The organism is Bradyrhizobium sp. STM 3561 (genome assembly GCF_045571455.1).
Lineage (GTDB): Bacteria > Pseudomonadota > Alphaproteobacteria > Rhizobiales > Xanthobacteraceae > Bradyrhizobium > Bradyrhizobium vignae.
Genome location: NZ_CP120695.1, coordinates 455,420 through 469,185, shown reverse-complemented (window position 1 = coordinate 469,185; position 13,766 = coordinate 455,420). Strand labels below are relative to the sequence as shown.

At 59.5% G+C, this 13,766-nt stretch carries 6 protein-coding genes and 2 pseudogenes; 1 reads left to right on the top strand and 7 read right to left on the bottom strand.

Annotation, left to right across the window (positions count from 1 at the left end):
• Positions 1-159 precede the first annotated feature (159 nt).
• Positions 160-2,262, top strand: a complete 2,103-nt coding sequence (locus P6U28_RS01995) for a recombinase family protein (protein WP_209296537.1) — start codon at positions 160-162, stop codon at positions 2,260-2,262.
• Here P6U28_RS01995 and P6U28_RS01990 read toward each other — a convergent pair.
• The 7 genes and pseudogenes from P6U28_RS01990 to P6U28_RS01960 all read right to left on the bottom strand — a co-directional run bounded on the left by P6U28_RS01990 (position 2,257) and on the right by P6U28_RS01960 (position 13,753).
• Positions 2,257-2,880: pseudogene (locus P6U28_RS01990) on the bottom strand (ATP-binding protein). The gene P6U28_RS01995 and the pseudogene P6U28_RS01990 overlap by 6 nt on opposite strands.
• Before the next feature lie 50 nt (positions 2,881-2,930).
• Positions 2,931-3,518: pseudogene (locus P6U28_RS01985) on the bottom strand (Mu transposase domain-containing protein); the annotation flags it as partial.
• 47 nt (positions 3,519-3,565) lie between these two features.
• On the bottom strand, positions 3,566-4,546 hold the full coding sequence (locus tag P6U28_RS01980; RefSeq protein ID WP_407121625.1) for a hypothetical protein: 981 nt from the start codon (positions 4,544-4,546) through the stop codon (positions 3,566-3,568).
• A gap of 92 nt (positions 4,547-4,638) precedes the next feature.
• Positions 4,639-5,607, bottom strand: coding sequence for a restriction endonuclease (locus P6U28_RS01975; RefSeq protein ID WP_407121624.1), 969 nt, complete (start codon positions 5,605-5,607; stop codon positions 4,639-4,641).
• 747 nt (positions 5,608-6,354) lie between these two features.
• Entirely contained in the window at positions 6,355-7,788 is a 1,434-nt protein-coding gene (locus P6U28_RS01970; RefSeq protein ID WP_245162651.1) for an NEL-type E3 ubiquitin ligase domain-containing protein, read from the bottom strand.
• 691 nt (positions 7,789-8,479) lie between these two features.
• Positions 8,480-9,355 carry a site-specific integrase gene (locus tag P6U28_RS01965; RefSeq protein ID WP_122406858.1) on the bottom strand — a complete coding sequence of 292 codons (876 nt, stop codon included), beginning with the start codon at positions 9,353-9,355 and terminating at the stop codon, positions 8,480-8,482.
• Between the two features lie 3,588 nt (positions 9,356-12,943).
• Complete coding sequence (locus tag P6U28_RS01960) at positions 12,944-13,753, bottom strand: effector protein NopP (protein ID WP_283809907.1); 810 nt, start codon at positions 13,751-13,753, stop codon at positions 12,944-12,946.
• Between the last annotated feature and the right edge of the window lie 13 nt (positions 13,754-13,766).

The window sequence follows — 13,766 nt, the reverse complement described above, 5'->3', positions numbered from 1 at the left end:
TGCCGACGTTGGCAAATCCACCCGGCCATCCGACGGCCGACATTCCGCGCCTGTGGCCGAATCTGTCGACCGCGACGCAAACCCAGATCGCTCAAATCCTCGCCACGCTGCTGCGGCGAATGCAAGCGGTTCCCGGCACGCCCGGAAGGGGACTGGGTCGTGCTGATCAGCTTGAACGTCGCTGACGAGCGGCTCACGACTGCGCACCGAGCCAAGTTGGCCTATGTCTACGTGCGGCAGTCATCCGTGAACCAGGTGCGCCAGCACCAGGAGAGCACGGAGCTGCAGTACCGCCTCGTCGATCGTGCCATCGGTCTGGGTTGGCCCCCGGAGCGCGTCCAGGTCATTGACGAGGATCTGGGCAAATCCGGTGCTGGCGGCGTGGATCGTCATGGTTTCCAGAAGCTCATTGCCGAGATCGGCCTTGGCAACGCCGGTCTTGTGGTAAGCCTCGACGCTTCTCGCTTGGCCCGCAATAACCGGGACTGGCATCAGCTTCTCGAACTGTGCTCGGTGTTCGGCGTGCTCATTGCGGATGGCGAGCGGCTTTACGATCCGCGCGCCTACCACGACCGCCTGCTGTTGGGCTTGTCCGGCATCATGAGCGAGGCGGAGTTGCATCAGCTTCGGATGCGCCTTCACCAAGGGGAACGCCAGAAGGCGGCGCGGGGCGAGCTGCGGCTGCCGCTGCCAGCCGGGCTCGCCTATGATCGAGCGGGCACAATTGTTCTCAATCCCGATGAGGAGGTGCGGGCCCGTCTTCATCTCGTGTTCGCCAAATTCCGGGAACTGCAGAGCGCTCGCCGTGTGATGCGTTACTTGGACAGGAACGGATTGTCCTTGCCGGTTCGACCGCTGCTTGGACCATCTCCACACGAGATCGTCTGGCGTGCGCCAGATAGTGCACGCGTCCTTAGCGTCCTTCAAAATCCGGCCTATGCTGGGGCGTATGTTTATGGCCGCCGGCAAAAGGATCCGAGCCGATGCCGGCCGGGATCGCTGACGGGAACGGTCAAGGTGGCGATCGGGGATTGGGCGGTTTGCCTCCACGCCGCTCACCCAGGCTATATCAGCTGGGAGGAGTTCATGGCCAACCAGGGGCGACTGGCAGATAACGTCTTCCGCTATGAGGCAGGACATTCTGGCGTACCGCGCAAGGGGGTAGCCCTGTTACAAGGAATTGCGATCTGCGGCCGTTGCGGACGGCGCATGAGCATGCGCTACACGGGCCCGAATGCCGACTATCCGGTCTATTGCTGCCGCTCGGATCGGGACCAGCAAGGCAGTGCACTGTGTCAGGAAGTCCGGGCCTTGGCGGTTGACGCGCTGGTCGAGCGGGTGGTCCTCGATGCCCTGGTGCCGGATCAGATTGAGATCGCACTCGCGGCGGCGGGCCAACTGGAGCAGGAGAGCCGTCAGCTCGAGCGCCAGTGGGCGCTTCGCGTGGAGCGCGCCCGCTACGAGGCCGAGCGCGCTCGGCGTCAGTATGACGCCGTAGAACCCGAGAACCGTCTTGTGGCGCGCTCACTTGAGCGGGCTTGGGAAGAGAAGCTGCGTGTCGTCGAGGCGGTCGAGCAGCAGCATGCGCGTTGGTGCGCACAAGAGCCGCTTCTGATTGGCCCGGCGGAACGCGCTGGGCTACAAGCGCTCGGCGAGAACCTGCCGCGGATTTGGAATACGGCCACCACGTCGGCAGCCGATCGCAAGCGCATTCTGCGATTTGTCATCCGCGAAGTCGTTCTTGATCAGAAGCGGACCCGAGGTCAAGTGTGGCTCAAGATCGTCTGGCAGACCGGCGCAACCAGCGAGCATCACGTACAACGGCGCGTTCACACCTACCGCGATTACATCGACATTGATCGGTTGCGGCGACGGATCCTCGAGTTGAATGCTGAACACAAAATGGATGGCGAGATCGCGGCGATACTCAATCAGGAAGGCTTCGTCGCGGCCCGAGGCTGCGCCTTCAAAGGCGAGAACGTCTGGGTGTTACGCACCCGCTGGGGCATTCCCACCGTCAAAATCAACGGCATGGACAAGAACCCGATGCGCTGGCCCGACGGGAGCTTCTCGATTCAGGGCGCGGCGGCCGAGCTTGGAGTAACCCCACAGACGGTGTTCGATTATCTCGCGCGCGGATTGCTGGCAGGTCATCAGTTAGCCAAAGGTCAGCCATGGCAGATCGAGCTTTCCGACGAACAGATCAGTCAGCTTCGCAATCGGGTACGACGCACCAAGCGTTCGAAGAAGGAGGCATCATGAAGCCATCGGCTCGGCGAACACTGTACCCCATTCGGCAACGCTGCGGTTCGACGTGATCAGCATCGCGCCGGTTTCGTATCGCCGGCTGACCAGTTGGAAGAACAGATGGGCCGCGTCAGGTTCTAGCGGCAGGTAGCCGAGTTCGTCGACGATGAGCAGCTTTGGCTTCGACAGCGCGAGAAGTTTCTCGTCCAGGCGTCGCTCGCCGTGCGCCTTGGCAAGGCCAGCGACTAGCGCCGTCGCCGTGGTGAACTGCACCGTGTATCCGGCCAGGATCGCCTCTCGCCCGAGCGCGATCGACAAGTGCGTCCTACCTACGCCTGGCGGGGAGCAGCAGCACGTTCTCTCCGTTGGCTATCCAACGTGATGCGGCAAGACACGGATCTGCTTTGGATCGATTGACGGCTGCGCCTCGAAGTCGAAGCCAGCAAGCTCCTTCACCGCCGAGAAGTGTGCGAGCTTCAGCGCCATCTCTATGCGGCGATGGTCCTTGCGTGCGATCTCGCGCTCGCACAGCAGGATCAGCGTCTCACGCGACGACAGGTTCGCGCGCGCCGCCTCGTCGAGCAGGCTGTCGAGCTGATCGCGGATACCGGAGAGCTGCAGTCGCGCCAGCATGGCATCGAGCGGATCGGTCGTTGCTTCCATTATTTTCGTTGCCCGCGCCATCAGAAGCTTCCTCCAACCACGGCTTCGTATTCGGCAAGAGGGCGCAACAGCGACGGCGGTGAGGACGGCGCCAGCACCGCCGCCGCGATCTCAGCCCGGCGGACCGCGCCATTGCGACCAGCAACACCATCGAGATGGGCGGTGTCGATGATCCGCAGCCGGCGTCCATCCGATTGCTTGTGGATCGCAACCTGGTGCAATCCATGGCGGATCCGCACTTCCCCGGCCGCGATCGTTACCGCCACGCGCTGGCCAATCAGGCGCCACGGCACTGAGTAGCTGTTCGTGTCGATCTCGACGGCGCAATCATGGCCGACGACGCGGGTCAGTTCACGCAAGGATCCGAACGACGGCTGCCCGCCGAGCGGCTTCAACCGATTTAGCTCGTCACGCGCAAAGCGAGCGATCGGCGCCTCGCCGGTCGTGCCGTGGATACGAACGTTCGCAACCTCACGCTCCCATCCGGCCAGATGCGCCTCGAATGCCTCCCAGCTCGCGAAGGAATGCCCCGCAATCGCGTTCTTCTTCACGTAACCGACGCCATTCTCCGTCTTGCCCTTCGTGCGCGCCCGATACGGCGCGCAAGCCGACCGCGCCACGCTCGAGCAGGTGACAGACGTGTTCTGCGCCTACCTCAAGGACACCCGTCGAAACGAGACAGCCTGCCGGCGATCATGTTCCCCGCCGCCCTGAAGAGGGCGTGGCCCTGTCCCGGACGGTGAGGAGCGATGGCTGACTCCGTGAGGAAGCGCCGCGCGCGGATGGAAGCGAACTCGCTGGCCGACATCATCGCCTGGCCCGGCGACAAGAGCGACCTGTTCCGCGATCGGGCGGTTCGAGGATAAGAATTGGCGCAAGTAAGTAAGGCGAGAAACCGAATCTTCTCCTCGTGACCGCCAAACCGGCGTGTAAGACCGAACCGATGTTTTGAGCTCTTGCCGCCGACGTTAAATCTATCAACCCGCTGAATAACGATGCGACGGAAAGCAAACTGAGTTCGTGCGCGAGGAGAACCACATTCGCTGAAGATATATTGAATGTCCAGCGATATGAGAACTTTGCCTTGCAGCTCTACTGCGTTTTCTCGCAGCCGCGAGTCTTGATAGCGGTCACCATTCTTAAGTGAGGCTTCCGCGTTACGAACCAAGTGATAGGCTGCCTCGACGAGACAAATCAGGGCATGTAGTGCGCGATGTCCCTCGGTGGGCAATTGCCTCGGATCGGCCCCCTGACAGATTGACGTTCGCAACGCGCTCGCGGAGATCGTGGCGGCCAGAAAGGGTATGTTCGACCCTGTTCCGTATCTGCTGCTGAACTTGGACCGGAGAGCATCCGCGCATCGCTGGCCGTTGCGGATAAGCCGGCACAAGTAGTAGCGGCTGCCTGTCAGGGTTCGAGCAAGCCGCTCGATGCGGCGCGAATTCTGACAGGTGGTCGTGTCTTTTTTGGGCCTTTTGGCGGGTTGCGCTCGGCTCAGGTCGCAGTAAGGCGCAACATTTTCCGCGAAACCGCGTTGCGGAATTTTCGGATGTCTGTCGCGGTAGCTGTTGACCAGGAACACAATCGTGAACCGCTGCTCTCGACCTCCGGATTCGGTTCTGCTCTGAGAAGACAATGAACCTGCTCTTCAACAAGTTCTAGCATTCGCGAGGCGTACGGCGCTAACTCAAACTCGTTTGATCAGGTTCATTCGCCGGATCTCCCTTGTCAGTCAGCTCGGAGAGTTCTCTCAATCCACTGGTCAAGATCAGCCCGGTCAACTTTTCCGAGCAGATATTGATCGCGTTCAACGCGCTCCAGTGCACCACTCGTCAGAAATGACGTGGTTACGATGATGCCCTTGCTTGCACCATGTTCTAACCGCGTGTCGGCTAGCTCACGTACGAGCGAGAGTCCAACCTTCCGATCAAGACGGTGCTTCTTCGCCTGCCAAACGGACTTAAATAGCCCGGCCTCGCCGAGGTCTTTGATCGCAACGACGTCAACGCCGCCATCCTTTGAGCCCTTCAGTAGTTCGACCAAATAGCCGTCAGCCTCAAGCATGCTGGCTATTAGTTGCTCGAACTCTCGCCAGGAGAGATCATCGATCTGGATGAGTTTCCGTTGAATCCTCTGCAACAACCCGACGCTGGGAGCATACTGCTCAAGCCGGAAGCGAGTGTCTGGTTCGGCGAGCGCGTCGCGCCCAAAGAACTGGAAAGTAAATTGAGTGTCCACCGCAATAGGCGGTGCCTCGCTCGCGACAACAAGCGCCCGAGAACCAGGGAAGCGGCTAAGCGCGTCAGCCACAATCGTTTCGACTTGAGGGTCAGCCCAATCAACTTCTTCAAAGAGAAACAGCCATCGCGTTCTTGGTGCCACATCCTTCCAAATCCCACCGGGATCTTCAATCAACGCAGCGTATGTTGTGGCTACGAATGCGGATTCTGAGGCAGTCTCGTGCCCTAAATCACCGTTCTTGAGAAGGCGCTGCGACTGGTCTACCAGCACACGGTGACCAGCAACGAGCAACACGCGGTCGACTAGACCTCGTGCCAACATCCGGACGCCAGCCATGTTGGATGTTACCGTTTTACCCGAGCCGGGCGCTGCCACGAGCAGAGTTCGTGCATCGTTCCGCCCGAGAAAGCTGTTCAGGAACTCTTCCTGCTGGGGTGCAAGCTGAAATGAGGGCATGATCATCCGGCTCAACGGCACAACGTGAGGGGGCGCGACCTTCTGGCTAGCATTGAGCACGGCAAGCCAAAAGGGGCAACCTTGTCCCGCAAAAGGGCCGCTGCGGACGCTCGCGGACCGGCGGCCTTCACGTGTGTGAATCTGGGAAGCTGCTTTTTCGTCGATCTGTCGCTAAATGATTTTGGGTTGTGCGGCCGAGCTTGGAATGTCTGGCGAGTGCGGCTTCTAGGGCCCTGCAGGGGCGCAGCAACTAGCCAAAGCCTGCGAAGATAGGGGGCGCGACCGACAACACGATCGAGCGTGCGAACTCCATGTTGGGAAGCCGAGAGTAAGAACTACCGATTCCGCGCGCAGTTGCGCGCGCTTGCTCGGCTGCACGGGAACATGCTCAATCCTACGATCATGGCAGGTGCGAACTTTTCTGCAGTAGCCGACCAGGCGATCGCCCAGCTGAACTGGAAACACGCTCGGAAGCCGGTTCCGGCTGAAATGCACCTGTAGTTTCGCACCGGACAATTTGGCGGAATAGGCAGTGGGCGCGCAGGATCGAACTAGGGTCCTAGATGACCACGCGCGGCGCGAATCCCTGCGGCTTGGATCCTCAGACTGACCGGCTCAATCGGGATGGGCAAATCCACCAAGCGTTCGCGAGGCTGGCGTGGCCGTCTACGACGCCGATGCCGCCCTCCATCAGCTCTATGAAAAGGCGACGCCGCGCCTGCATGATCGGGGCGGCGATCGCATCGATCAGGGCTCGAGACCGTGCTCCCGGAGAACCTTATGCATCAGCTCGCCTTTGATCTCGCGGGCGATTTCGCTGAGGATCTGGGCTCCGACTACCCGCCGGGCATCGACATCATCTGTCAGGCCATGCTCCGCGAGTCGTTCGTTCAAGCGCGTCGGAAACTCATCTTCCAGCGCATCGGCAAGCCGGTCTCGCATCGCGGCATGATCATCGGGGGCGATCCGCCTCACCACCGTATCCCAAGGTTCCCAGCGCGTTGCCAGAAAATCCGCCAAACCCGCCGCTTCCTGTTCCCGTACCGACGTCTCAGCCCTGGCAACGTCGTCCGGCGTGACGTCAGCGAGATTCAAGAAGCGCATATCCGGGGCGATGTGGCGCAGTTCCAGCTGATCCCGTAGTTGGGTCTGATAGGCAAGATAGACCTCGATCTCGTCGATATTTGCCTGCGGGTCGGCGCCACGCAGCGAGCTGACCGTCTTGCGTGCGATGTCGTCAAGCGCCTCCAAACGAAACATAACACGGCCGTGTTGGAGCAGTTGATCGAGCCGATTGTCATAGAGCCCTTCCTTGACATCAGCGTTCAGGCGTGCGGTCTGCATGCCGTTCCAGGTCAAAGTGATGCGGTCCTCGCACGACGCAGTCGATCCATTGGCCAGCTCGAAAAGCCGCTCGCGCAGCGCCGGCCTCATCGCGGCCTGTAGCAAATTCTCGGCCACCTGCTCGCGGAACGCCTGATGACCATAGTTTACGGTGCCCGCAAGTCTTTCGAGAAACAGAGCGAAGTCCTGCGCACCCGGCTCTGCGGCGAAGCCCTGCCACGCGTCCACTGCGCCAGGCTGGTCCGCGAGCCAGTCCGCGACAACCTCGTGCAGGGGCCGCGACTGGTGTTCCATCGGTTGTAGCGGCATCGACAGCAAGACTTGCGGGCCGGCATAATCCGCGCCACGCGTGGCTGACGCCAAATCGGCCAGCACCGGCGCCGGTATCGGATTAGACCGCAGGTCAATGCTGGACGCGCTGCCGAGCTGCGTCAGCACGGTCGCGGGCAGGCCGGTCAGCTGGTTGTTACTGGCGCCGAGCATTTCAAGCCCGACCGGGAGTGTCCCGGGCAGATCGGTCAACTGATTTTCGCTGACGTCCAGGTATCCAATCCTGGCCGGGATGTCGGGCAGGCTCGTGAGCTGGTTGTCGCTTGCGTCCAGGTAGCGCAGTCTGGCTGGAAGATCGGGCAGGCTCGTCAGCTGATTTTCGCTGACGTCCAGGCGGCGGAGCCTGGCTGGAAGGTCGGGCAAACTGGTCAGCTGATTATTGCTGGCGGAGAACTCCTCGATCGTTGCCGGAAGGGCGGGCAGATCGGTCAGCTGGTTGCCATCGACAGTCAAACTGCGGAGCCTGGATGGCAGCTCTGCCGGCAGGCTGACCAACTCGTTGGCCATGAGGTGGAGATGCCGGAGCCTGCTAGGGAGGGCGGGCAGACTAGTCAGCCGGTTGTCAGAGGCGTAGAGGTCCCGGAGTCCGCCCGGAAGCTGGGCCGGCAGGCTGCTCAACTGGTTTCCGATGACATTGAGGGTTCGGAGCGTGGGCAGGAGTGAGGCTGGCAAGGCAGTCAGGGACAATGACGACAAATTCAGCTCGTCTCTGACATCACCCTCGTCCCGCCATGCCCTCGTCCGGCTGACCCCCTCTTGCCTATTCTCCCCTTCGCCCTGCCCCTCTTCCGCTGCCCAGCTCGCCAGGACGCGGTCTTGCGACGCGACGCGGTCGGCGGCGGCCGCTCCTGTGGCCCACCGAGTCAAGGCTGCCGCCCACTGGGGCAGGCAAGAGAGGGACTGCCCGGCGGCCGCAGACGTTGGCTCGGTGCTTTCGGATTCGAAAGGTATACCAGCGCGAGGCTGGGCCCGTTCTGTATTCATTGAGCTCCATGACATGTTTGGTCTCAGCCGATAAGGCGGCTCTATCGGCTAAATCGAGACGTTCGCATGCTAGGAAGCTCAGCTGTCTATAAGCTGACGAGGTCACAGGTTATCCGATCGGCTTCCGCTCTTCTTTGGCGCCGAGTCCGGGTTGGCTACGATGCAGAACGTTCGATATGTGTCCCAAAAGGCGCACCAATATGCCAGTAACTTATCAGGCGTCATTTCGCCGGATCGGAATCACCGCACCAGATAAAGCCGGAGATACGTGCGCTTTTCTTTCCCCAGCCGGATCACGACTGGCGATTTTTTCCACGGCATCGGACAAATAGTCGGGATGGTGATGGCCGTAGGTGTTGAGGAGAACCTCAAGCGACATTCCGAGGTAACCCGCTGCCTGCCAGGGATCCGCCCCTCGCTGCATAAGCCAAGTCGCTGCGGTATGTCGCAAAGTGTGAGGGGAGATTCCCGGGCCGAGCCCTGCGAGCCTGACAGCACTCTTGAATGCCGTCTTGACCGAGGTAACAGCCTTCCCATTGTACTCCACGAAATGCTTCGCCTCTGGATTAGCTCGGTGCCAGCGCCGCAGGTGCGCGAGCAAGCGCAAGGGGATCGGCACGGTCGGTTGCCTTTTGTTTGTTTGCGCGCTGCCCTGCTTCAGGCGGTAGTAGCGGCCGCGCTCTAAGTCGACATAAGAGCGACCAATCGCGGGAATGGGAGATGCAGCTGCTATAGCTCCAGCACGAGTTCCGCTGTAGATCCCCAATAGAATAAACCGTGCAAGATGGCGCAGTGGACGCTTGCTTGTCGGGACCTTCAGGTCGTCGGTCGGCCGACGCGAGCCCTTTTGCATTTCGCGATAGCGCCAGCAGGTCCAAATCAGTTTGGCCGCATCGCTTCGCGTCAGCCACTTGTCTCTAGGTTGGCCCTTCTCTGGCAGCGATATCTTGACGATCTCCCGATGATATCCTTCGGCCGCATGGAGACCAATGGCTGCGCGGAGGTCTTCAAGGTCTCGGCGCGCGCCTCCCCTCTTGGCGCGCTTCTTGGCGTACGAGCGACAGGCCTCCCCATTTACCTCGCCCAGCATTTTTGCTCCCCACCAGTCGTTCAACCGCTCGATCCGCTTTTTGAACTTGCGGATATGGTATCTTCGCTCTCGCTATCAACATTGAAACGGGCGCGAAGCTTGTCCAATTGCGCATCCAAATAGATAGAGAGGACGTCCGCGACGGCGATATCGTCAATGTGACGAATTCGTCTCTTGGGCGTGTGTTTAGACGTTATGTAATCCCTTAGTTTTTCTTCCGCGGCCGCAATCTCATCTGCAGCGCAGCCCGTGCAGACATCCCGGCCGTTGTCTCTGATGATCCAGGTCGCTTGGTGGGTGATCTTTCCGCTCTTATTTCGGCGGGCGGCCTTAAGCTGGAGTCTGGCCCCCTTGCTTCTTCGCGGCATAGCTCTCGCATCCGTTCGATATGAGCCAGGGTCGTAAATTCCTTCCCGGCAATCTTCTCGATAACCAATCGGTTACGATCGCGCTCGCGACGTAGGCCCGCGACCGTCATTCCTCCCAGAGGGAACGCGATCTTCACGGCATCAACAAGGCGAAGAGGAGTATCGGGTGTAATTTCAGGTTGCGCTCGATCTGACATCGACGCTTGTTCAGCTGTTGTGGGGGCTTACACGAGTAGTCCCACTATCTTCGCAAAGGCCAATCTCCGCATAAAGCCACCACGCTCCTTAGTCGCACAATTGAGTGCGTCCTCGACCAATCGCGTAGGTGAGCGTATCCGCGAGCAGAACGGGCTTGAGTTGTGGACCGGCTGCATGTACCGGCCAAAATTTCTGCGACAGAGTGCGCTCAGCGCCCCACGTCGGGCGGACGTAGCAGCCCCCGTCTCTTCGTCGCCCACCTCCGGCTTCATGAATACCTAATCGCGGTGTCCATCAAACCGGCAGCAGCTCAATTTCTGGGAGGATACGACGCATTCGCCCGCCAGCGGGTCGAATACTGACTTGTCAATCGTCTCGTTCGCATTCACATGGGCTCCGTCATCTCGGACGTCCGGCTCCAGGCCGATCGTCCGATAGAGCGGCTCGGTTAGCCTCGAGTATGGCCGTAGGCAAACTCTTTGTAGGAATCCGCAAGCGGCGCCGACAGTCCGTCACCGTCCAGATCCACCTCACTGCGGAATGCTTGTCCTCTGGGCCTTCTTCATGATCCCAGCGCAACGACACCTGAGGCAATAGGTCGGTCGCGTATCCACCTCCAACGTTGGGGTGCCGTTGCTCGACACTGGAGATGGCCTTGGGAGCTGCGATGGCTTTGGGGTCATTCGGGTGGTGGACGTCCCAGTGCGTCGGCGCGAAAATCGCCGCGATGTTCATCGATGGCCAGCGCATGGTATCCGTTGAGGATACAAATCCGAAGACCTGTTTCGAGTAAATCGAAGGTCGACCTGCTAACCATGCTAAATGCTTTAAGACGGCGACTTGGGATAACGGGCAGGTTTATCCCGACATGGTCACCGGAAAGGCGAAGTGAAAGCGCGCGCCACTTCGTTTTCGTCAACCTGAGAGGCGGTGGCGGCGGCGCCGACGAGGCCTCCATCGAGATGCGGACTTGAACTTGGATGCCACCATCATGACGATATGCCTATCGTCGTCGTTGCGTGACGAATACGCCAAGCATGCGATCTCGATTGGCGAGAAACGCGATACATTTAGGCAATCTGGGAGCAAATCATCGGCCAACGGTCGATTCTGTGATCGCTGCATTTCAGAATCAGATCGCATAAGCCCGCGTTTAGACCTTCAGCAACTCGAGGCGCATCGCAATATCGGGCTGTGCTACGCATATCAAAAGGAGTTCCTTTAAAACCATAGAGTACCAGAACATCAATCTGGAAATTTCCCGGAGATCGGATTTCGGCCGGGCGAAGCGGTAGCTCTAGGCAACCTCGGAAATGTCTCCGCGGACCTAGACGACTTGGAGCAAGCTTCCGGCTTCTACAACGACCGCCTCGGCAGTGTCAGAGTGATCGGAGACAGGCTGGGCGAGGCGAACGCACTCGGCAATCTGGTCTGATCGCCATCGATATCAGGGTTGGTCGCGCTATCACACCATTCGAGCAACAACTAGCTATATGCCGGGCCGTCCGGGACAGAATTGACGAAGGCAACGGCCTTTCAGCTTGGGTAAGGTATATCACCTTGCGAGCGACACGACCCGTGCCATGAAAGTATATCGAGCTCGGGATCGCCATATTGGATGAGATGCGGCACCGCTTCACCGGCTAAGCTCGTGAGTTCCTTCGATCAATCACGTCCGGCTGTAAAGGCCGGACCAAGGCCAGACCGCGATCGAGCATCTGGATTGCGGGCTGCATTCTATCGTCTGCGTACCGAGCGCGAATTCAGACGGCTCGGCTCGCACGAACTACAGCCCCGAATGGCCCCGCTCAAAAACTATCCATCAACAATTACTTTGTGCATCCTGCATAACACAACTATGATCTCCAACATAAACTTTTTTCCTGTACCAGCTTTCGAGCTGCTCGCACGAGCTGCTTTCAAAAAGCATTTCATAGTTTGTGCGGTTGTTTGTGGATTGGGGGAAATCAACGGAGAATGGCCCAACGCGGCGTTTCGTAGCAACGGCAGTAAACCCAAGGGTAAGCTGCTTTCTGGGGTCAAGGCAGCTCTTGAGCGTCTCGGACCGCTCGGATGGGAGGCGCTGCTAGAGCACCACGGGCTCGATCTCTCAGCGGATGATCTCGCACACGAGCTATCGCGACCGTTGCCCCGCATAGACCGGTCCTTCCCCGGCTTCGAAGATTGCGCCCACGAAGGCAATCGCGGGGTCGAGCCGGGCGCACCCGCCAGAAATCTCCTATTTTCCGCCTTTGCGTCCCCTCGGATCACGAGCTTTCGACATCGCGGACGCCTCACGAAGCTGAAGGGATTCCCACCCTCACGGAGATCGAAGCGCTCGAGAACACGTATTCGGCCATCAGCCGCCTTCGATCGACGATCTGCGCGCTCGAGCCCAAGGGGCCCGCTTGGCCATCGTGGTCTTCGCAACCGAATACAGGGCGGCTCTGGGACGAGACGAGGTCGGCGGCGGCCGCTCCTGTGGCCCATCGAGCAAGGCTTACGCCCACCGGGGCAGGCACGAGGAGGACTGTCCGGCGACCCCAGACGTTGGCTCGGTGCTTTCGGATTCGGAAGGTATGTTCTATGTTCATTAAACTTCATGGCATGTTTGGTCTCAGCCGATAAGGCGGCTCGATCGGCTAGATCGAGACGTTCGCATGTAGGAAGCTCAGCTGTCGATAAGCTGACGAGGTCAGCTTATCCGATCGGCTAACATGTCCTGCGACGGTCTGCCGCTGTATATGCCGAAACTCGCCTGAGCAGGAGGCTCGGCTTCCGCGAGGCTCCTGACAAGCTTGTCAAAGGAAGCCGATCGACAACCAGGGCACGGCTGCGACGAGGACACAATGACGCTCGCGCATGCCATAGGCAATCCGCTTCTCCCGCCCGGGCCACAGTCGAAAACCCCGGTTGGAAGCCGGGATCTTCTTTTGTGGCCATCCAACGCTCGATCGTAAGCCGCAGGTGTCGGCTGGTCTGCGCTCCTGCTCTAGCTCAATCGATTGGTGGAGATCTCACGTCACATAAAGTCTCCATCCGAATCGGACTCTGGTGAAGGTTCATCATCACTCGGCGTTTTGACTTTGGAGAGATACATCGGAGAATTGGTTGCACGTTGCCATTCACCATCCCTATATCTCCACTGTCTGGACTGGGTGGGATCGAGTACCATATCATCGTGATCTACATGAACGAAGCCCATTTGTTCTGCACGGGCTCTCGCTTCATCATTAGCAGGACGCCAGTTCACCAGCGGCCGTTCGCCGTCTTGCCGTAGTTGGTGCTCGAGCAGAATATCGCCCGCGTTGCCGACGAGCGGATGAGCAACCTGAAAATCCACGATTGATGTGACGTCGGTTCGTCCGGGGAACTGTTCTCGCCACCGTTGGCTGGTGAACTCAGTCGCCATAGGAAATCCGGCTTCCGTTCTTTGGAGGCCGACGCTCCTATTTCCCAGTTGGTAGCTGTAATATCGGGCGGCATCAGAATCCCTTCGGATCGCGTAACTGCTAGCGACATCGGCGGTGCGCCTAGCTCTTTCGGATACAAATTCTGAGTATTCCTGCGGATTGTTGGCGATGTGATTGATCTCGTCACCATGAAAACTCCTCACCCTTTCCCGGAATTCGGCTTGGTCGATCTCAACAACGGGAGATCTTGAAGTGAGGTAATAACTCGGCTGCGAGGATGAGCTGGCACCCGAATCCTGCAATCCCATTCTACCGAACGCGTCCGCGAAATAGTCAGCATTCCTGTGCTCCGGGGAGCTCGCGTAATGATACTCATCAGCGGATGGAATATCCGACCAATTATTAATTCGACCGCCCATGGCGACCACACTC